20 protein-coding genes and 1 tRNA gene are annotated in these 20,258 nt (G+C 64.2%); 1 reads left to right on the top strand and 20 read right to left on the bottom strand.

Going from position 1 to position 20,258, the window contains the following annotated elements:
* Positions 1 to 6: 6 nt before the first annotated feature.
* The 16 genes from XcuCFBP2542_RS11150 to tpiA form a co-directional block, all read right to left on the bottom strand.
* A complete protein-coding gene (locus XcuCFBP2542_RS11150; RefSeq protein ID WP_104603639.1) occupies positions 7 to 1,509 on the bottom strand; it encodes an NADH-quinone oxidoreductase subunit M in 1,503 nt (500 codons plus the stop codon).
* A 20-nt stretch (positions 1,510 to 1,529) separates the two neighbouring features.
* Positions 1,530 to 3,662, bottom strand: a complete 2,133-nt coding sequence (nuoL, locus tag XcuCFBP2542_RS11145) for an NADH-quinone oxidoreductase subunit L (RefSeq protein ID WP_104603638.1) — start codon at positions 3,660 to 3,662, stop codon at positions 1,530 to 1,532.
* A 7-nt stretch (positions 3,663 to 3,669) separates the two neighbouring features.
* The gene (gene nuoK, locus XcuCFBP2542_RS11140; protein ID WP_005914274.1) at positions 3,670 to 3,975 is read right to left on the bottom strand and encodes an NADH-quinone oxidoreductase subunit NuoK; all 306 of its coding nucleotides are present in this window, start codon (positions 3,973 to 3,975) and stop codon (positions 3,670 to 3,672) included.
* Positions 3,972 to 4,634 carry an NADH-quinone oxidoreductase subunit J gene (locus XcuCFBP2542_RS11135; protein WP_211292998.1) on the bottom strand — a complete coding sequence of 221 codons (663 nt, stop codon included), beginning with the start codon at positions 4,632 to 4,634 and terminating at the stop codon, positions 3,972 to 3,974. Before XcuCFBP2542_RS11135 ends, nuoK begins: the two co-directional genes overlap by 4 nt.
* A 4-nt stretch (positions 4,635 to 4,638) precedes the next feature.
* On the bottom strand, positions 4,639 to 5,127 hold the full coding sequence (gene nuoI / locus XcuCFBP2542_RS11130) for an NADH-quinone oxidoreductase subunit NuoI (RefSeq protein WP_014508211.1): 489 nt from the start codon (positions 5,125 to 5,127) through the stop codon (positions 4,639 to 4,641).
* Between the two features lie 3 nt (positions 5,128 to 5,130).
* The gene (gene nuoH, locus XcuCFBP2542_RS11125; protein ID WP_104603637.1) at positions 5,131 to 6,222 is read right to left on the bottom strand and encodes an NADH-quinone oxidoreductase subunit NuoH; all 1,092 of its coding nucleotides are present in this window, start codon (positions 6,220 to 6,222) and stop codon (positions 5,131 to 5,133) included.
* Positions 6,219 to 8,453: an NADH-quinone oxidoreductase subunit NuoG gene (nuoG, locus tag XcuCFBP2542_RS11120; protein WP_104603636.1), complete on the bottom strand. Its 2,235-nt coding sequence runs from the start codon at positions 8,451 to 8,453 to the stop codon at positions 6,219 to 6,221. Before nuoG ends, nuoH begins: the two co-directional genes overlap by 4 nt.
* Positions 8,450 to 9,784, bottom strand: coding sequence for an NADH-quinone oxidoreductase subunit NuoF (nuoF, locus tag XcuCFBP2542_RS11115; protein WP_104603635.1), 1,335 nt, complete (start codon positions 9,782 to 9,784; stop codon positions 8,450 to 8,452). The genes nuoG and nuoF overlap by 4 nt, the downstream gene beginning before the upstream one ends.
* 3 nt (positions 9,785 to 9,787) lie before the next feature.
* Positions 9,788 to 10,315 carry an NADH-quinone oxidoreductase subunit NuoE gene (gene nuoE / locus XcuCFBP2542_RS11110; protein WP_005991372.1) on the bottom strand — a complete coding sequence of 176 codons (528 nt, stop codon included), beginning with the start codon at positions 10,313 to 10,315 and terminating at the stop codon, positions 9,788 to 9,790.
* Positions 10,312 to 11,619 (bottom strand): NADH-quinone oxidoreductase subunit D, encoded by a 1,308-nt coding sequence (locus tag XcuCFBP2542_RS11105; protein ID WP_104603634.1) that lies wholly within the window; start codon positions 11,617 to 11,619, stop codon positions 10,312 to 10,314. The genes nuoE and XcuCFBP2542_RS11105 overlap by 4 nt, the downstream gene beginning before the upstream one ends.
* Positions 11,616 to 12,368 (bottom strand): NADH-quinone oxidoreductase subunit C, encoded by a 753-nt coding sequence (locus XcuCFBP2542_RS11100; protein WP_104603633.1) that lies wholly within the window; start codon positions 12,366 to 12,368, stop codon positions 11,616 to 11,618. The genes XcuCFBP2542_RS11105 and XcuCFBP2542_RS11100 overlap by 4 nt, the downstream gene beginning before the upstream one ends.
* 36 nt (positions 12,369 to 12,404) lie before the next feature.
* Positions 12,405 to 12,959 carry a NuoB/complex I 20 kDa subunit family protein gene (locus XcuCFBP2542_RS11095; protein WP_016944318.1) on the bottom strand — a complete coding sequence of 185 codons (555 nt, stop codon included), beginning with the start codon at positions 12,957 to 12,959 and terminating at the stop codon, positions 12,405 to 12,407.
* Complete coding sequence (locus XcuCFBP2542_RS11090) at positions 12,950 to 13,306, bottom strand: NADH-quinone oxidoreductase subunit A (RefSeq protein ID WP_011037659.1); 357 nt, start codon at positions 13,304 to 13,306, stop codon at positions 12,950 to 12,952. The genes XcuCFBP2542_RS11095 and XcuCFBP2542_RS11090 overlap by 10 nt, the downstream gene beginning before the upstream one ends.
* 104 nt (positions 13,307 to 13,410) lie before the next feature.
* Positions 13,411 to 13,495: transfer RNA gene (locus XcuCFBP2542_RS11085), tRNA-Leu, on the bottom strand.
* A 49-nt stretch (positions 13,496 to 13,544) separates the two neighbouring features.
* Positions 13,545 to 14,006 (bottom strand): preprotein translocase subunit SecG, encoded by a 462-nt coding sequence (secG, locus tag XcuCFBP2542_RS11080; RefSeq protein ID WP_104603632.1) that lies wholly within the window; start codon positions 14,004 to 14,006, stop codon positions 13,545 to 13,547.
* A 33-nt stretch (positions 14,007 to 14,039) separates the two neighbouring features.
* On the bottom strand, positions 14,040 to 14,795 hold the full coding sequence (gene tpiA, locus XcuCFBP2542_RS11075) for a triose-phosphate isomerase (protein WP_104603631.1): 756 nt from the start codon (positions 14,793 to 14,795) through the stop codon (positions 14,040 to 14,042).
* Positions 14,796 to 14,907: 112 nt separating this feature from the next.
* Between tpiA and XcuCFBP2542_RS11070 the strand changes: the two genes are divergently transcribed.
* Complete coding sequence (locus XcuCFBP2542_RS11070) at positions 14,908 to 15,708, top strand: SDR family NAD(P)-dependent oxidoreductase (protein WP_104603630.1); 801 nt, start codon at positions 14,908 to 14,910, stop codon at positions 15,706 to 15,708.
* 78 nt (positions 15,709 to 15,786) lie between these two features.
* Here XcuCFBP2542_RS11070 and XcuCFBP2542_RS11065 read toward each other — a convergent pair whose 3' ends face one another.
* The 4 genes from XcuCFBP2542_RS11065 to XcuCFBP2542_RS11050 are packed head-to-tail and all read right to left on the bottom strand — an operon-like array spanning position 15,787 to position 20,139.
* A complete protein-coding gene (locus XcuCFBP2542_RS11065) occupies positions 15,787 to 16,215 on the bottom strand; it encodes a group I truncated hemoglobin (RefSeq protein WP_104603629.1) in 429 nt (142 codons plus the stop codon).
* Complete coding sequence (locus XcuCFBP2542_RS11060; protein WP_223214431.1) at positions 16,215 to 17,087, bottom strand: DUF3034 family protein; 873 nt, start codon at positions 17,085 to 17,087, stop codon at positions 16,215 to 16,217. Before XcuCFBP2542_RS11060 ends, XcuCFBP2542_RS11065 begins: the two co-directional genes overlap by 1 nt.
* Positions 17,084 to 19,450: a putative bifunctional diguanylate cyclase/phosphodiesterase gene (locus XcuCFBP2542_RS11055; RefSeq protein ID WP_104603627.1), complete on the bottom strand. Its 2,367-nt coding sequence runs from the start codon at positions 19,448 to 19,450 to the stop codon at positions 17,084 to 17,086. Before XcuCFBP2542_RS11055 ends, XcuCFBP2542_RS11060 begins: the two co-directional genes overlap by 4 nt.
* Positions 19,447 to 20,139, bottom strand: coding sequence for a methylamine utilization protein (locus XcuCFBP2542_RS11050; RefSeq protein WP_104603626.1), 693 nt, complete (start codon positions 20,137 to 20,139; stop codon positions 19,447 to 19,449). The genes XcuCFBP2542_RS11055 and XcuCFBP2542_RS11050 overlap by 4 nt, the downstream gene beginning before the upstream one ends.
* Between the last annotated feature and the right edge of the window lie 119 nt (positions 20,140 to 20,258).

The following is a 20,258-nucleotide window of genomic DNA, read 5'->3' as shown; positions in this document are numbered from 1 at the left end:
AGCGGTTCAGAGCTTGGTCGTTGCAATCTGGGTCGCCAGCTTGGCGATCGACGGTTCCATCAGATCGGTCAGCGGCTTCGGATACAGGCCCAGGGCCAGCACGCCGGCAGCGAACACCCCCAGCACGAAGGCTTCTCGGCCATTGATGTCCTTCAGCTCGGCCACATGCGCATTGGCCACTTCGCCGAAGAACACGCGCTTGTAGAGCCACAGTGTGTAGGCGGCGGTGATGACCAGCGTGGTGGCGGCAGCCAGCGCAATCAGCGGATGTTTCTGGAAGCTGGCCAGGATCACCATGAACTCGCCAACGAAACCGCTGGTCCCCGGCAAGCCGGCATTGGCCATGAAGAACAGCATCGCGAAGGTGGCGAACCATGGCATCACGTTGACCACGCCGCCGTAGTCGGCGATGCGACGGGTATGCATGCGGTCGTACAGCACGCCAATGCAGGAGAACATCGCGCCGGACACAAAACCGTGCGAGATCATCTGCACCATCGCGCCCTGCAGGCCCAGGCGGGCAGCGTCGGTACTGCCGTACTCGCGCACCAGGGTGAAGGCGATGAAGGTACCCAGGGTGACGAATCCCATGTGCGCGATGGACGAATACGCCACCAACTTCTTCATGTCGTCCTGCACCAGCGCCACCAGGCCGACATAAATCACCGCGATCAGCGAGAGCGTGATGACCAACCAAGCGAATTCATGACTGGCGTCCGGCACGATCGGCAGGTTGAAGCGCAGGAAACCGTAACCGCCAATCTTCAGCGCGATCGCGGCCAGGATCACCGAACCGGCGGTTGGCGCTTCCACGTGCGCGTCTGGCAGCCAGGTGTGCACCGGGAACATCGGCACCTTGACGGCGAAGGCGATCAGGAAGGCGAAGAAGATCCAGGTCTGCTCCTTGGCGGTCAGCTGCAGTGCGTACAGGTCGGCGAGCTGGAAGCTGCCGCCCTTCAGATACAGGTAGACCAGGCCCACCAGCATCAGCACCGAGCCGAGGAAGGTGTACAGGAAGAACTTCATCGCCGCGTAGATGCGTCGCGGGCCGCCCCAGACGCCGATGATGAGAAACATCGGGATCAGCATCGCTTCGAAGAACACGTAGAACAGCATTGCGTCGGTGGCAGCAAAGATGCCGACGGTGACACCCTCCAGGATCAGGAAGGCCGCCACGTACTGGTTGACGCGCTTGTCGATCGAGCGCCACGCGCCGATCAGCGCCAGCACCGTCACCAGCGTGGTCAGCACGATCAACGCGACCGCAATACCGTCCACGCCCAGGTTGTAGCCGATGTCGTAGGACGGGATCCAGGCATGCAGTTCGATGAACTGCATCGCGTCATTGGCGGTGTCATAGCCCAGCAGCGGCAGACTCAGCACGAAGGTCGCCACCGCCACCGCGAGGGACGCCCAGCGGGCGGTCTCGGCGTTGCGCAACGCAAGGATCAGGGCGCCACCGATAATCGGCAGCCAGATCAAGATAGACAGTAAAGGCCAGTTCGACACGTTTTCTTATTCCGTACAGGTCAACGCCAGAAATGCATCAGTACCGCCAACAAGGCGATCAAACCGATGATCATTGCGAAGGCGTAGTGATAGAGGAAACCGGATTGCGTGCGACGCAGCAGAGTTGCAGCCAGGTCGATCAGTCGGGCAGAACCATTGACGACCACGCCGTCGACCACATGGGTATCGATTGCACGGGACGCCTTGCCAAGAACCACGCCGCCACCGGCGAAGCCATTGATCCAGAGCTTGTCAAAGCCGTACTTGTTTTCCAGCAGCCATACGACCGGCGCGAACGCCTTGCGTGACTTGGTGGCCAGTTCCGGCTTCCACAGGTAGAACAGCGCGGCAAGCAACAGACCGGCGACGGTCAGGAAGAACGGCGCCGCTTGCATGCCATGCAGCGCGAACGCGACCGGGCCGTGGAATTCTTCGGCCAGTGCGCCGACGGTGTCGCGCGCCGGATCGTAGAAATCCACGATGCCGGTGAAGAACGACACTGCCTGCCCCTTGAGCGCGTGCGCTGCATGGTGACCCTGCCAATCGGTACCGAACAGCATCGGGCCGATGGTGAAGAAGCCGATCGCCACCGATGGAATCGCCAGCAGGATCAATGGCAACGTCACCACCCACTTGGACTCGTGCGGCTCATGCGCACCGTGGTGGCCGTGGCCGTGATCGTCATGCGCGTGATCGTCATGCGCATGGCTGCCATGTGCATCGGCATGCGCGCTGTCGTGGTGGGCATGCGCATGGGCATCACGGAAGCGTTCCTTGCCGTGAAAGGTGAGGAACAGCAGGCGGAAGCTGTAGAAGCTGGTCACCAGCACGCCACCGAGCACTGCCCAATAACCATAGGTCGCAACCCAACTATGCGACTCGTGGGCGTGATGCGCGGCCGCCTCGATGATGGTGTCCTTCGAATAGAAGCCGGAGAAGAACGGTGTACCGACCAGGGCCAGGGTACCAATCACACTGGTCCAGTAGGTCACCTTCATGTACTTGCGCAGGCCACCCATCTTGCGCATGTCCTGCTCGTGGTGCATGCCGATGATGACCGAGCCGGCCGCCAGGAACAGCAGCGCCTTGAAGAAGGCATGCGTCATCAGGTGGAACACCGCCGCCGAATAGGCCGACACGCCCAGCGCCACTGTCATATAGCCCAGCTGCGACAGCGTCGAATACGCCACCACGCGCTTGATGTCGTTCTGCACGATGCCGATCAGGCCGGTGAAGAAGGCCGTGGTCGCACCGATGAACAAAATGAAGTTCAGCGCGGTCTGCGACAGTTCGAACAGCGGCGACATGCGCGCCACCATGAAGATACCGGCGGTGACCATGGTCGCGGCGTGGATCAGCGCCGAGATCGGGGTCGGGCCTTCCATCGAGTCCGGCAGCCACACGTGCAACGGCACCTGCGCCGACTTGCCCATCGCACCGATGAACAGGCAGATGCAGATCAGCGTCATCACGCTCCATTCGTGGCCGGCGAACAGCTGCACCTTGGCGCCTGCCATGGTGGTCGCATTGGCGAACACGGTGGAGTAATCCAGCGAACCGAACCACAGCAGCACACCGGCAATGCCGAGAATGAAACCGAAGTCACCGACACGGTTGACCAGGAACGCCTTCATGTTGGCGAACACCGCCGTCGGGCGTTTGAACCAGAAACCGATCAACAGGTAGGACACCAGGCCCACCGCTTCCCAGCCGAAGAACAGCTGCAGGAAGTTGTTGCTCATCACCAGCGTGAGCATGGAGAAGGTGAACAACGAGATGTAGCTGAAGAAGCGCTGGTAGCCCGGGTCTTCTTCCATGTAGCCGATGGTGTAGATGTGCACCAGCAGCGACACGAAGGTCACCACCACCATCATCATCGCGGTCAGACGATCGACCATGAAACCGACATGCGCCGAGTAGTTGCCGACGTCGAAGAAGGTGTACAGGTTCTGGTTGAACGGGCTGGCGCCCTGCTCCACCAGTTGGTACAGCGTCAGGCACGACAGCGCGCAGCTGACCGCCACGCCGAGGATGGTGACGTACTGTGCGCCCTTGCGCCCCACCTGACGACCGAACAGGCCGGCGATGATGCTGCCGACCAGCGGTGCGAGCACCACTGCGATCAGCAGACTCTTGGAGAGAGTGATTTCCATCTACGGGTCAGCCCTTCAACGTGTCGACTTCGGCCACATTGATCGTGCGGCGCGTACGGAACAGAGTCACCAGGATCGCAAGACCGATGGCGGCCTCCGCGGCGGCAACGGTCAGGATGAAGAACACGAACAACTGACCGGCGGTGTCGCCGAGCTCGCGCGAGAACGCAATGAAGTTGACGTTGACCGACAGCAGCATCAACTCGATCGACATCAGCAACACGATGACGTTCTTGCGGTTGAGGAAGATGCCGGCCAGGGAAATGCAGAACAGCACCGCGCCCAATCCCAGCAGGTGGCCCAAGGTAATCAAGACTTTGCCTCCTGTCCGTCGATCACATCCGGCTGCGGTGCGACCTGTACCGGCTTTTCAACCGCCATTTTGACCATGCGCAGACGATCGCCAGCCTTGACCCGCGACTGCTCGGACGCATTCTGCATCTTGATGCCGGTGCGCTTGCGCAGGGTCAGCATCACCGCCGCCACCACCGCCACGGTGAGGATCACTGCCGCAAACTCGAACGGCAGCAGGAACTCGGTGTACAGGCTCTTGGCAAGCCAGGTCAGATTGGACACGTCAGCCGCCTGCGCTGCGGCGTTGTCGGCCGGAAATGGCGTGGCGCTACGCGCCTTGACGCCGATCAGGGTGACCATCTGCACCAGCATCGCCACGGCGACGATGACACCGACCGGCATGTACCTGACCCAGCCCTCGCGCAGGCGGCTGGTGTCGATGTCGAGCATCATCACCACGAACAGGAACAACACCATCACCGCACCGACATAGACCAGCACCAGCGTGACGCCGAGAAACTCGGCACCGACCAGCAGCCAGATGCAGGCCATCGAGAAGAAGGTGAGGATCAGGCACAACACGGCGTACACCGGATTGCGCACGCTGATCACCGCGCCGGCGGAAACGACCGCGATGGCGGAGAAGGCGTAGAAAGCAATAGAGACCCAGTCCATCATGACCTCAACGGAAGGCGGCATCGGCAGCGCGACGCTCGGCGATCTCGGCTTCCAGCCGGTCTCCGATCGCCAGCAGCTGCGGCTTGTTGACAATGTTCTCGCCACGCTTCTCGAAGTGATACTCGAGGATGTGCGTCTCGACGATCGAGTCCACCGGGCAGCTTTCTTCGCAGAAGCCGCAGAAGATGCACTTGAACAGGTCGATGTCGTAGCGGGTGGTGCGGCGGGTGCCGTCTTCGCGCTTGGCCGAGTCGATGGTGATCGCCAGCGCCGGGCAGACCGCTTCGCACAGCTTGCACGCGATGCAGCGCTCTTCGCCGTTGGGATAGCGACGCAGGGCGTGCAAGCCACGGAAACGCGGCGACTGCGGGAACTTCTCCATCGGGTACAGCACGGTGTACTTGGGCTTGAACGTGTATTTCAACGTCAGCCACAAACCGCCGAGCAGTTCGAGCAGCAGCAGGCTCTTGAAGTAATGGGTGATCTTGTTCATCAATTACACGCCCTTCTGGATCACGCCGTAAAACACCATCAATGCCGTCACTGCGATCCACACGATCGTGAGCGGAATGAACACCTTCCAGCCCAGGCGCATGATCTGGTCGTAGCGGTAGCGCGGGAAGCTGGCGCGGAACCAGATGTAGGCGCTGGCGAAGAAGAACACCTTCATCAGCAGCCACGGCCAACCGCCCTTCCACAGCCAGTCGATCCACGGCGAGATATCCGCATTGACCCAGCCCTGGATCGGGCTCAGCCAGCCACCGAGGAAGAAGATCGAGATCAGGAAGCTGACCAGGATCATGTTGGCGTATTCGGCGAGGAAGAACAGCGCGAACGCGCCGCCCGAGTATTCCACCATGTGGCCGGCAACGATTTCCGATTCGCCTTCCACCACGTCGAACGGCGCGCGATTGGTTTCGGCGACGCCGGAGACCCAGTACACGATGAACAGCGGGAACAGCGGAATCAGGAACCAATCGAAGAACCCGGAGTTGCCGGCCTGCGCGAACACGATCTGGCTCAGGTTGACGCTACCGGAGGCGATCATCACGCCGACCAGCGCAAAGCCCATCGCGATTTCGTAGCTGACCACCTGCGCGGCCGAGCGCATCGCACCCAGGAAGGCGTACTTGGAATTGGACGCCCAGCCCGCAAGGATGATGCCGTACACGCCCAACGAGGTCATCGCCAGCAGGTACAGCAGACCCACATTGGCATTGGACAACACCAACTGCGCATCGAACGGCACCACCGACCAGGCGGCAAAGGCCGGCGCCAGCGTCAACAGCGGCGCGATGATGAACATCGCCTTGTGCGAGCTGGCCGGTTGCACGATCTCCTTGAACAGGAGTTTGAACACGTCGGCGAAGGCCTGGAAAATACCCATGCCCACGTACATCGGCCCGTGGCGTACGTGCATCCAGCCGATGAGCTTGCGCTCCCAGACCACGTAGAAGGCCACCGTGACGATCACCGGCACGGCGATCAGCAGGATCTTCAACACGGTCCACAGCAGGATGCCGCCATCGCCCAGACCAACAAACCACTGGTGCAGGGGGTCGACCACGTTCAACAGCAATTCGTTCATGCAGCCACCACCGTTACGCGACCGGCACCGAGCGGCGCAGTTGCGCCGTGGCCGGACTCAATCCACACCGTGCCCGGTGCAACGCGCTTGTCCAGCACCACCGGCAGCGTCGCCTTACCGGCGTCGGTGCCGACCTTGACCATCTGCCCTTCGCCGACCTGCAACTGCGAGGCCTGCTCCGGATGCATCGCCACGCACGGGGCGATGTTGAGCGGATGCGACTGCAGCGCGGCGGCACGGCGCACGACGGCATCGGTGCGATAGATCGCCGCCGTTGCCGCCACTTCCAGACCCGCGCCGGAGACGGCCGGCTGCGCAGAAGCGACCGGGCTCACCGTGCGGTTCTGCATGCCGGCACGCAGGCCGACCAGATCGGTGAACTCGAAACCGGCCAGGCCCAACTCGCCACCGAGCGCACGCAGTACCCGCCAGCCTTCGCGCGCCTCGACCGGCAGGCGGCCTGCGGCACGTGCGGTCTGCACGCGACCATCGAGATTGGTCAGCGAGGCATCGATTTCCGGCAACGCGCCGATCGGCAGGATCACGTCGGCCACATCGCGCGTTGAAGCGCAGGCGAACTGGCTGAATGCAACCACCTTGGCACCGGCAAGCGCGCTGCGCGCAGCGGCGGCGTCGGCAAAATCCAGACCCGGCTCGATGCCATACAACACGTAAGCCTGACGCGGTTGCATCAGCATGCCGGCCACATCGCGTGCGGTCGGCAGCACGCCCTGCGACACGAGGCCCACGGCGTTGGCGCCCTGCGGGATGCGGCACAGCGAGGCGCCGGTTGCGGTGGCGAAGTCACGTGCAGCTGCACGCAGCGCCGCAGCCTGCGGATGATTCTCGGCCAAAGCGCCGACCACGATCACCGCACGGCTCGCGCCCTTGACCGCATCACGCAGGGTGGCGTCATCGAGCGCAGCTGCCAGCTGCGACGGCGCGACCACGGTGCGGCTAGCCTGGGTGAAGGCGAAATCGAAATCGACCGGGTTGACCGAATGGATCTGCGTGCCGTTCTGGATGTGCGCCTTGCGCAACCGCGCATGCAGCAGCGGCAGCTCATGACGCACGTTGCTGCCGAATAACACTACCACATCGGCCTGCTCGATCTCGGCCAGCGGCGTTGCGAAGGCTTGCGCCACTGCCGCGTCGGAGAAGTCGCGGTTCAGCAGGCGGTGATCCAGGTTGCCGCTGCCCAGCCCTTCGGCCAGACGGGCAAGCAACGCGCCCTCTTCGTTCGAGGTGGACGGATGCACCAGCACGCCGAGCTGATCGCCGGCGTTGTCGCGCAGGATCTGGGTCGCGGCAGCCAACCCTTCGGCCCAGCTCACCTCGGCCCACTCGCCATTGATCTTCTTCAGCGGCTTGACCGCACGGTCTTCCGAATACAGGCCCTGGTGCGAATAACGATCGCGATCGGACAGCCAGCACTCGTTGACCGCCTCGTTCTCGCGCGGCACGGTCCGCAGCACTTCGCCGCGACGCACATGCAGGAACAGGTTCGAGCCCATCGCATCGTGGTAACCCAGCGATTCGCGCGCCATCAGTTCCCACGGACGCGCACGGAACTGGAACACCTTGTTGGTCAGCGCGCCCACCGGGCATACGTCGATGACGTTGCCGGAAATTTCGGTGGTCAACGGCTTGCCGTCGTAGGTGCCGATCTGCAGGTTCTCGCCGCGATACATGCCGCCCAGTTCGTAGGTACCGGCGATATCTGCGGTGAAACGCACGCAGCGGGTGCACTGGATGCAACGGGTCATCTCGGTGGCAACCAGCGGACCGATGTCCTCGTCCGGCACCACGCGCTTGCGCTCGTTGAAGCGGCTCACCGAACGGCCGTAACCGAGCGAGACGTCCTGCAACTCGCACTCGCCGCCCTGATCGCAGATCGGGCAATCCAGCGGGTGATTGATGAGCAGGAATTCCATCACGCTGCGCTGGTACTTCAGCGCTTTTTCGCTACGCGTGGTGACCTTCATGCCATCCATCACCGGCGTGGCGCAGGCGGGCGACGGCTTGGGCGACTTCTCGACATCCACCAGGCACATGCGGCAGTTGGCGGCGATCGGCAGCTTCTCGTGGTAGCAGAAACGCGGGATCGGAATGCCGGCCTTGTCGGCGGCCTGGATAATCATCGAGCCCTTCGGCACGACCAGGCTCTGGCCGTCGATCTCGACGGTCACATGATCCGGCGGCACGTTCGGGTTCACTGGTTGGGCGCTCATGCGGCCACTCCGACTTGCGTGTCGACGATCGAACGACCGTTGACGATGTAGTACTCGAACTCGTCCCAGAACTGACGCAGGAAGCCCTGGATCGGCCATGCGGCCGCTTCACCGAACGCGCAGATGGTGTGGCCTTCGATCTGGCCGGCGACGGTGCGCAGCTGATGCAGGTCTTCCATCGTGGCCTTGCTGGCGACGATGCGCTCCAGCACGCGGTGCATCCAGCCGGTACCTTCGCGGCACGGGGTGCACTGGCCGCAGGATTCCTTGTGGAAGAACTGCGAGATGCGGCAGGCGAAACGCACGCAGCAGACGCTGTCGTCCAGCACCACGATGGCGCCCGACCCCAGACCGGTGCCCAGCGCACGCAAGGTGTCGTAATCCATCTGCAGGCCAGCGACCTGGTCGGCCTTCAGCACCGGCATCGACACACCGCCGGGCACCACGCCCTTCAGCTTGCGACCTGGGCGCAGACCGCCGGCCATTTCCAGCAGTTCGTCGAATGTGGTGCCGAGCGGCACTTCGAAGTTGCCGCCCTTCTGCACGCAACCGGAGACCGAGAAAATCTTCGGGCCGCCGTTCTTGGTCTTGCTCAGGCCGAGGAACCACTCCGGGCCGTTGCGGATGATCGCCGGCACCGACGCATAGGTCTCGGTGTTGTTGATGGTGGTCGGCTTGCCGTACAGGCCAAAATTGGCCGGGAACGGCGGCTTGTAGCGCGGCTGGCCCTTCTTGCCTTCCAGCGATTCCATCAATGCGGTTTCTTCGCCGCAGATGTAGGCACCGGCACCCAGCGCACCGTAGATATCGATATCCACGCCGCTGCCGAGGATGTTCTTGCCCAGCCAGCCGTTGGCATAGGCATCAGCCAGCGCCAGCTCGAAGTTTTCAAACGGCTCGTGGTGGAACTCGCCACGCAGGTAGTTGTAGCCCACGGTCGAGCCGGTGGCGTAGCAGGCGATCGCCATGCCCTCCACCACCGAGTGCGGGTTGTAACGCAGGATGTCGCGGTCCTTGCAGGTACCCGGCTCGGATTCGTCCGAGTTGCACAGGATGTACTTCTGCATGGTGCCCTTGGGCATGAACGACCACTTCAAACCGGTCGGGAAGCCCGCGCCGCCACGGCCGCGCAGGTTCGATGCTTTGACCATTTCGATCACGTCGGCCGGCGCGATCTTTTCTTCCAGGATCTTGCGCAGCGCGGCGTAGCCACCAGTCTTGAGGTAGCTCTCGTACGACCACGGAGTATCGTAGTGCAGGGTGGTGTAGACGACCTGGTGCGGCAACGGTGCCGGACCGACCGGACCGGTAGGTGCGTGATGATGTGCCATGTCTTATTCCAGCCCGTCCAGCAGCGCGTCGACCTTCTCTTTCGTCAGGTGCTCGTGGTAATGGCCGTTGATGACCATCATCGGCGCTGCGGAACAGGCCGCCAGGCACTCTTCTTCTCGCTTGAGGTAGACGCGGCCATCGGCCGTCGACTGACCCAACTTGCAACCCAGCTTCTTCTCCGCGTGCGCCAGCAGATCTTCGGCGCCGTTGAGCCAGCAGCTGATGTTGGTGCAGAACGCCACATTGTGGCGGCCGACCTTTTCGGTCTCGAACATCGAGTAGAAACTGGCGACCTCATAGGCCCACACCGGCGGCAGTTCCAGGTACTTGGCCACGCCGACGATCAACTCGTCGGTCAGCCAGCCCTGGTTCTGTTCCTGCGCAGCGTGCAGGCCCTGCAGCACCGCCGACCGTTTGCGGTCGGGCGGGAACTTGGCCAGCCAATGATCGATGTGCGCGCGCGTCTTGTCGCTCAGCACCACCTGCGGATCGACGTCGCGCGCCGCTTCGAAATTACCCGTCGCCTTCATCGGTCAACCTCACCGAAAACCAAATCGTAAGTACCGATCATCGCCACGACGTCGGCCAGCAGATAGCCACGCACCACGGCGTCCATCGACGACAGATGCGCAAAGCCCGGCGCGCGCAGATGCACGCGGAACGGCTTGTTGGCGCCATCGGACAGCAGGTAGCAGCCGAACTCGCCCTTGGGCGCTTCGACCGCGCTATAGGTTTCGCCGGCTGGCACGCAGTAGCCTTCACTGAACAGCTTGAAGTGATGGATCAGCGCTTCCATGTCGTCCTTCATGCCTTCGCGGCTGGGCGGAGCGACCTTGAAATTGGGCACCATGACCGGGCCTGGGTTGGCCTTGAGCCAGGTCACGCACTGCTTGATGATGCGATTGGACTCGCGCATCTCGGCCACGCGGACCAGGTAGCGGTCGTAGCAATCGCCGTTGGTGCCGACCGGGATGTCGAAGTCCACCGCATCGTACTTGGCGTACGGCTGCTTCTTGCGCAGATCCCACTCGATGCCCGAACCACGCAACATCGGACCGGTCATGCCCCAGGCACGCGCCAGGTCCGGGCTGATGATGCCCACATCCACGGTGCGCTGCTTCCAGATGCGGTTGTCGGTCAGCAGGGTTTCGTATTCGTCCACGCGCGACGGGAAGGTGTTGGTGAACTCCTCCAGGAAGTCCAGCATGGTGCCTTCACGACCGGCGTTGCGCTTCTTCAGCGCCCCACCCTTGTGCCAGCGCGATTCCTTGTACTGCGGCATGCGATCGGGCAGATCGCGGTAGACGCCACCCGGGCGGTAGTAGGCCGCGTGCATGCGCGCGCCGCTGACCGCCTCGTACACGTCCATCAGCTCTTCGCGCTCGCGGAATGCGTACAGCATCACCGCCATTGCGCCCAGATCGAGTGCGTTGGAACCGACCCACATCAAGTGGTTCTTGATGCGTGTGATCTCGTCGAACATGGTGCGGATGTACTGCGCACGCTCGGGCGCCTCGATGCCCATCAAGGACTCGATCGCGCGCACATAGGCATGCTCGTTGCACATCATCGACACGTAGTCCAGACGGTCCATGTACGGCACCGACTGATTGAACGGCTTGGATTCGGCCAGCTTCTCGGTGCCACGGTGCAGCAGGCCGATATGCGGATCGGCGCGCACCACGGTTTCGCCGTCCATTTCCAGGATCAGGCGCAGCACGCCGTGCGCCGCAGGATGCTGCGGCCCGAAGTTCATCGTGTAGTTGCGGATTTCCTGCTTGCTTTCGACAGGATTGCTCGCGAAGGCATCGGTTGCCTGGCGGAACTCACTCACTTGGCAGTCTCCGACTTGCCCACTTCACCGGCGGCAGTCTCATAACGGGCGTCGTCGCGGATCACGCGCGGCACGCCGACGCGCGGCTCGACCGAGGTCACCGGTTCGTACACCACGCGCTTGCGCTCTTCGTCGTAGCGCACTTCGACGTTGCCGATCAGCGGGAAATCCTTGCGGAACGGATGGCCGACGAATCCATAGTCGGTCAGGATGCGGCGCAGATCCGGGTGACCATCGAACACGATGCCGAACAGGTCGAACGCTTCGCGCTCGAACCAGTTCACGCCCGGCCAGATGTCGGTCACCGACGCCACCACCGGCACCTGTTCGTCCGGTGCGTAGCAACGCACGCGCAGACGCTGGTTGTGCTGATAGGAAATCAGCTGCGCGACCACCGCAAAGCGCTGCTTGGGCAGCTGCTGTGGCTGCGCGCCATCAGAGGTTTCCTCGCTGGGGAATTCGCCCCAGGCGAAGCGGCCAAGTGCCTTGCCTTCGACGCCGCGACTGAAGCCCTGCGAGGACACGTCGGCGGTGTCCCATTCGGCGCTGCCATAACCCAGGTAATCGACGCCGCACAGGTCGCTGAGCTGCTCGAAACCGAGCTCGTCGCGCAGCGCAAGACAGGTCGCGTGCCAATCGGCGGCAGACACTTCCAGCGTCACTTCGCCGCGCGGCAATACCACGGCGATCTGCGCACCGGCGAAACGTGCCGCAAGTCGGTCAGTGAAGGAGGATGCTTGCTCTGCCATGGGGGCTTGGCTGCTCTCGGTAGAAGAAGACGGGTGTCAGCGTGCGATGGTCTGGGTACGCCAGATCTTCTTCTGCAGCTGCAGGATGCCGTAGACCAGCGCCTCGGCGGTCGGCGGGCAGCCCGGGACGTAGATGTCCACCGGCACGATGCGATCGCAACCGCGCACCACCGAATACGAATAGTGATAGTAGCCACCGCCATTGGCGCAGCTGCCCATCGAGATGACCCACTTGGGATCGGGCATCTGGTCGTAGACCTTGCGCAGCGCCGGGGCCATCTTGTTGACCAGGGTCCCGGCCACGATCATCACATCGGACTGGCGCGGCGAAGGGCGGAACACCACGCCGTAGCGGTCAAGGTCCAGACGCGCGGCACCGGCATGCATCATCTCGACCGCACAACAGGCCAGACCGAACGTCATCGGCCACATCGAGCCGGTGCGTGCCCAGTTCAACAGCGCATCGACGCTGGTGGTGACATAGCCCTTTTCCAGCAGCGGGTTTTCGCCTTCCGGGCGCAGGATGTCTTCCACCCGGCCTTCCGGCATCGGGTTGGTCATCAGACGATCCAGGGTCTGAATCACTCCCATTCCAGCGCTCCCTTCTTCCACACGTAGATAAAGCCGAGGAACAACATGCCGACGAACAGCCCCATGGTGACCAGCGAGCGTGCGCCAATCTCCATGAACACCTGCGTCCACGGCACGATGAAGATGATTTCCAGGTCGAACACGATGAACTGGATCGCGATGAGGTAGTAGCGCACATCGAACTTCATGCGCGCGTCTTCGAATGCCTCGAAGCCACACTCGTACGGCGAGAGCTTGCGCGCATCCGGGCTGCGCGGAGCGAGGAACCGGCCAATCAGCATCAGCACGATGCCGATGCCAGTGGCGACAACCAGAAACAGCAGACTCGGCAAATATTCGGCCAGCACAGCGATTCTCTCTTGCCTCTGCCCGCACGCGCCGCGTGCCGGCATGGGGTATAGGCAGACCCCGCGCGCGGCAAACCGCATGCGCAGGAACTGCAGCCAAACAATGGTGCCCAAGAGGGGACTCGAACCCCTACGACCTAAGTCGCTACCACCTCAAGGTAGTGCGTCTACCAATTCCGCCACCTGGGCATACGTTGCGCCGCTGGGCATCCCAGTGCGCGGCGTATTGTAACCGGCTTCAGCGTTTTTGTGCTGGCTCTGAAGCGTTTTCTTCGCTGGACGCAGGTACCTGCTGCGTCGGCGCGGGCTGCGCGGGAGCAGCAGCAGGCAAGGACTGCGCAGGAGCGGTCGGCACCGCACCGGCAGCCGGGGCTTGCGGAACGGGCTTGCTCAGCTCGCCGGCCGCTGCTGGCGCCGGGGAGGCAGATTGCGACATCACACCCAGGTTCTGGTCGGTCGGACGGGCACCATGCGTGGCATACCAGGCCATGAACAGGCTGATACTGAAGAACACCACCGCCAGCCACTTGGTCGACTTGGACAGGAAGTTCGACGACCCTTGCGACCCGAACACCGTGCCCGACGCACCCGCACCGAAACCGGACCCGGCCGCAGCACCGGCACCACGCTGCATCAGGATCAGCGCAATCATCGCCAGCGCGACCAGTACGTAGACCACATTGAGGATCAACATCAGCATTTCGAAATCCGTCCCCGGACAAAACTAAATGGGTTAACGAGCGGCCGCCGCACGCGCGATGGCCAGGAAATCTTCGGCGACCAGCGACGCGCCCCCGACCAGCCCGCCATCGACGTCAGGCTGCGCAAACAGCTCGGCGGCGTTGTCGGCCTTGACACTGCCCCCGTACAGGATGGGCAGGGAATCGGCGATTCTAGCATCCGTTTTCGCCACTTCGCCACGCAGGAAGGCATGCACGGCCTGGGCCTGCGCCGGACTGGCGGTGCGCCCGGTGCCGATCGCCCAGATCGGCTCATACGCGAGCACGGCCCGCTCGAAGCCTTTACCACCGACCAAGGCGATCACCGGCTCGAGCTGGGCACGTAGGATTGCCTCGGTCTGACCGGCTTCACGCTGTTCCAGCGATTCGCCCACGCACAGCACCGGCCTGAGCCCAGCGTGGATGGCGGCAGCAAACTTGCGTGCCACCAGCTCGCTGGATTCATGATGGTACTGGCGCCGCTCGGAATGGCCGACCAGGCCGTATTCGGCGCCCACGTCCACCAGCATGGTGGCCGAGACCTCGCCGGTGTATGCGCCCTTCTCGTTGCTGCTGACGTCCTGGGCGCCGAAGGAAAGGTGGTGGGCCTCGAAATCCTCGATCAGGTCGCCGAGGTAAGGCAGGGGCGGCAGGATGACGACATCGACACCCTCCAGGGGCATGTGCGCGGCGAGCTTGGCCACCAGTTCGGTGGCGAAGGCGCGGCTGCCATGCAGCTTCCAGTTTCCGGCAACGAGTTTGCGACGCATCAGGCGCAGGTTCCTGAGTTGAAGACAGGTGACAGAATAGCCCATGGCCTGACGACAGCCGACACACCGGTGTCCGACCAATGTCCCATTCCTTCCTCGCCAGGAACCCAGCATGTCCGATTCACCTGTCTTCGCCTTGATTACCGGCGCCTCCAGCGGCATTGGCCGCGAGATCGCGCGAGCCTACGCCAGGCGAGGCGTGCCGTTGATCCTGACCGCGCGGCGGGTGGACCGGCTGCAGGCACTGGCCGCCGAACTGGGCACGCGGGTGCGCGTGGAGATCCTGCCGGCCGACCTGGCCGACCCGGCGGCGGCGCAGAGGCTGGTTGCGCAGATCCAGCGCGAAGGCTGGACGGTGGGCACGCTGGTCAACAATGCCGGCTACGGCGTGCCAGAGCGGTATCTGCACAACGACTGGGCCGCGCATGCGCGCTTTCTACAGGTAATGATCGGCGCGGTGTGCGAACTCACCTGGCGGTTGTTGCCGATGATTCGCGCCAGCGGCCAGGGGCGCATTCTCAACGTGGCCTCGTTCGCTGCGCTCACCCCCGGTGCCGACGGGCAGACGCTGTATGCGGCCAGCAAGAGCTTCCTGCTGCGCTTCAGCGAATCACTGGCACTGGAAAACGCCGACTGTGCGGTGAAAGTCTGCGCCCTGTGCCCGGGCTTTGCGTGGTCGGAATTCCACGACGTCACCGGCACCCGCGAGGCGATGTCCACCCTGCCCGGCTGGGCCTGGCTGCAGGCCGATGCGGTGGCCGACTACGGCATCGCCGCGCTGGAGCGCGGGCAGGTGCTGGCGGTGCCAGGGTGGCGCTATCGCCTGGTCAATGCGGCGCTGCGCGTGTTACCGCATGCGCTGGCCTTGCGCCTGATGGCGCGCGGCTCGCATCGGGTGCGGCCATTGCAGTGAGCCTGCCATGCACCGGCGGCACCTCGCCGCCGCGTGGGCAGCGAAGTCGCCCAGCCCGCCTGCTGCAACACGCGCGGCTCAATGATTGACGATCTCCCCATGCATCGCAGCCAGTCGCGCCAACAAGCGGTTCTGGGTGCGACGGGGGATTTTGCGTTGGTCCATCGCCCAGTTCAGATCCTCGACCAGGGCATTGAAATCCGCCTCGCGGATGGCCAGGTGCGCATGCGCCTGCTGCATCGACTTGGCGGTGTCCGGGCACGGGCCATCGGCAACGTGACAGAACTTCTGCACCAGGCGGGCGTTGAGCATGACGATGTTGACGCGCGCGAACGTGCCGACGATGCGCTGGTCGTCGGCAATGCGCGACAACATCGTCTCCACCAGGGCCTCGACACCGGCCTGCCCGCCGAGCTCGTCGTACAACGTCGGCTGCGCGCGCGTGGTGGCGCAGGCGCCGAGCAGGCACAGCATGCACAGCAGGCAACCACGCAGCCATCGATTCATCAGAACGCCACCTGCAGGGAGAGATAGGGGCCGCGCTGATCGGTCAACGTGGCAATGTCGCCCAGATCGGCCCACGCTGCGGTCAGCGAGACATGCTTGTTCGGAAACCAGGCGACGAAGCCGTCTGCCCAGGCCTGTTCGCGCGCAAAGCCCAGATTGTCCGGCTTGTCGCGATACTCCACACCAACGACCCATGCGGGCGACAACAGCACCGCAGCGCTGACCTCGGCGACCAGCCGATCACTGTTACGCCGGTCACCACCGAAGCCGAGCAGGCCACCCTGGTTGGCCCGCGTTGCGCGCACGGTGCCGTTGAGCAGCAGTTGATAGCCGCCTGCGCCCTGCAACAAGAGGCGGCTGGCACTGACGTAGAGGTCGGTACCGTGATCGTCGCGGGCGCCGATCGCCAGCGGCAGACGGCCATCGCGCAGGCGCTTGTATTGCACGCCCACGCTGACCTGCGGGCCACGGCCGTAGACCAGATCGCCCCGCACGCGTAGCTTGGCGCCGAACACGTCCTGGCCCAGCGCATTCCACGGCAGCGCCAGACGATCCTGCAAGGTGCCCAGATCCAGCCGCTGACGCGCAAGCGACAGCTCCAGGCGGTTGCCCACGGTAAATGCCGCACCCTGCACGTCGAGCTGGTAATCGCCGCTATCGACATGCGTGGCGAACACTACACCGCCAAGTTCGTCGCGCGTGCCGTAGCCCGCCAAGGTCGCCCACGGCACGATACCGCCACCCGCGCTGCCTTCGATCGTGGACACGCCGCCTGTGGCGAGCAGACGCCCGTCGCCCGCGATGGCCTGCGCCGGCAGCAGCGCGAGACCGAGCGCCGTGGCAAGCACCAGGCAGCAGCGCTCACGGCTCATCGCCGCAGCCCCGCCTGCGCCGGAGCAGCGCCGCCGAGCTGGCGCGTGCACCAGGCCACCAACGCGGCCTGTTCCAGCGGCGGCGCATACAGATAGCCCTGCACCATGTCGCAACCATACCCACGCAGCAGCGCCAGGGCCGCCTGATTCTCCACGCCCTCGGCAATCACGCTCAGGCCGAGGTTGTGGCCGAGATCGATCGTGCTGCGAACGATGAAGGCATCGTCGGTGCCCTCGGCCAGCTGCATGACGAAGCTCTTGTCGATCTTCAATTCGTTCACCGGCATGCGCTTGAGTTGGGCCAACGAGGAATAGCCGGTGCCGAAGTCGTCGATGGAAAGACGCACGCCGACACTGCGCAGTTGATGCAGCATGTGCAGCGCCGCTTCCACATCGCGCATCAATGCACTTTCGGTCAATTCCAGGGTGATCGACTGCGCCGGCACGGCATGCTGTTCCAGGCGTGCACGCACGTACTCGGGCAAGCCCGGATCGGACAGGTCCAGCGCGGACAGGTTGATCGCCATGCCCAGCTGCAGACCCTGGTGGCGCCACTGCGCCTGACAGCGCAGCGCCTCGTCCAGCACGAAACGGGTCAGCGGATGGATCACCCCGGAGTGCTCGGCCAGCGGAATGAATTCGTCCGGACCGATCGGGCCCAGCCCGGGATGATGCCAGCGTACCAGGACCTCGACCTGCTCGACCCGATCGGTACGTAGGCAAATCTTGGGCTGGAACCGCAGGGTCAACTCGTTGCCGCCGATGGCCTGGCGTAGATCGCCGGTGAGCCGCAGGCGGCGCAGATGCTGTTCGTCCTGGCCCAGGCGATACACGCTGGCGCCAACGGCGGCGGTGTCGCCGATCTGGCGGCGCGCGATATCGGCACGCCGCAACAAGGTGTCCGGGTCCGCGCCATGCTCGGGGATCAGGGCGATGCCGATGCTGGCTTCGAGCTGGATGCGCGCCTGCGGCAAGACCAACGGGCGACGCAGCTGCAGCAGCAGACGCTGCGCATCCTGCTGCACGCTGGAGGCGTCGGCCTGCGCCACCACCACCATGAATTCGTCACTGCCCAGGCGCCCCACCATGTTCGGCGCCTGCACGACCTCGGCCAGGCGTTGCCCCACCTCCACCAGCACCTGGTCGGCGAAGTCGTGGCCCAGGCTGTCGTTGAGTTCCTTGAAGCGCTCCAGGTCCAGGATCAACACCGCTGCGGTGCCGTCGGCGGCCACGGTCTGCTCGACAACCTCCTGCAGCCGTTCCAGTAGCCACAACCGGTTGGGCAGCCCGGTCAGCGCGTCGTGCCGCGCCTGGTGCAGGATGCGTTGTTCGCGACTGGCGATCTGCTGCTGCATGCTGGCAAAACTCCGCGCCAGCTCGCCCAATTCGCGGCCGGCCGGCATCTGCACGGCGGTCTGGTAGTCGCCCCGCTGGATGCGCCGGGCAGCCTGCACCAGTTGCGCCACCGGCTTGCTGACACCGCGCGCTAGCACCACCGCCACGCCCAGCGCGGCGGCAGTGGCCAGCCCGGCCAGCAGCAGGATGCGCAGCTTGAGCGCCTGGTAGGGCGCCATGGCGCGATCCAGCGATGCCTGCAGCACTACCTGCACATGGCGATCTCCCTGCACCGGCTGCAGCTTGAGCAGATACCGCGCGTCTCCCAAGGTCAGCGGCACCGCCACGCCCGGCGCAATCTGCACGCTGTGCAGTTGCTGCGCAAATTCCAGGCGCGCGGCCGGCTCCAGCGTGGTGGCCAGCACGCCAGGCGGCGCCGCATCGTTGAGGAACGTGACATCCAGACCGGTAGTGGTGCGGAAATCCTGCACGATGGCTTGCCCGGATTCGTTGCCGATGGCAATCCAGCCCACCCGGTTGGGCGCCAGTACCTGCACTACCGCCACCCGCGCCACCCGCTCGCCCAGCGCCACCAGGCCGACCGCCCGCCCATGACGCTGTGCCTGCAGCAGCAATGCCTGCACCGCCCGTAGCTGCCCGGTCTGCGGCAGGTCTTCCAGCCCGGTCAGCAACTGTCCGTCGGGGGCCAGCAACAAGGCCGTGGGCGCATCCATGCGTGCAGCGTGATTGCGCAGCGCCGACTGCATGGTCGGCACGTCGCCGCTGGCCACGGCGGCACGAAAACCAAAGTCGTCGGCCAGAACCGACGCCGCTTGCAGCAATTGTTCGTCGCGGCGCAGGTTGATGCGCTGCCAGACCCGTTCACCGGTCAGCAGTTCCTCGGCCAGCTGCGCCTTGACGCTGCGCTCGGTCGCCATCTGCACCGCGACAAAGGTCAGCACCTGGGTGCCAAGCACCACCAGCACCACCAGCGCGGCGATACGGGTATGCAGGCGTATCGCCTTCATGGATGTGCTTTCTTGGGATCGGCGGCATTGCGGAACTTGTCCTGCAGCGCGCGCACGCGCGCATCCGGCGGCGTCGCCACTGGTGCAGGACCGGTGGTCTGCAGGAGCACCCGCCGCTGCAGCGGCTCGCGGCCAACGGCCAGAGCTTGGCTGGTCGCCTCGCCCTGGATGCGCGGGTGCCATACCCGCAGGGTGTAGCTGCCTGCCGGCACGTCGATCTGCACGCGGCCATCGCTGCCGGTCTTGCCGAAATACGGAGTATCCAGCACCACGATGTAGCCCAGCATCCAATCATGAATGTTGCAGCCCACCGTCACCAGGCCGGCTTGATCGAAGCGTACCGGCGCCGCAGTGGTGCCCTGGAACAGCGGCAGCTGGAAGCGCTTGGCGGGAGAGAACGAATAGACCTGATGGCGGATCTGATCGTTGTTGGGAAAGCGCACCAAGGTGCCGGTGCGCACCGCCAGCACCGCAGGTACGAACTGCGAATTGATCTGGTCCATGTCCACGGTCCTGCCTGCGCTGGCGGCGGCAGGGCGTGCCGGCTGCAGGCTCACCACTGCATCGACCAGCGCGCCGTTGGCGTCGGCCACACTGACCCCAACCGGCACGGCCGCCGCCGGGGCGGCCGCCGCGCAGAGCGCCAACAGGCAAACCGACCTTGACTGTCTCAACCACCATCCGTGCATGTGCCCCACCTCGTACGATGCGTTCGCGGGGCGCCAGGCGAGTCCGACGTCACACTAGCGATCAGACTGGGTTATCGGCGCGAGTGAACGCAAGCTTTAACCAGACGCAAGCAAGTGCG

It is taken from the genome of Xanthomonas cucurbitae, assembly GCF_002939885.1.
GTDB classification, from domain to species: Bacteria; Pseudomonadota; Gammaproteobacteria; order Xanthomonadales; family Xanthomonadaceae; genus Xanthomonas; species Xanthomonas cucurbitae.
Note: the sequence above shows the minus strand (reverse complement) of the source record. Positions and strands in the feature narration are given on the sequence as shown.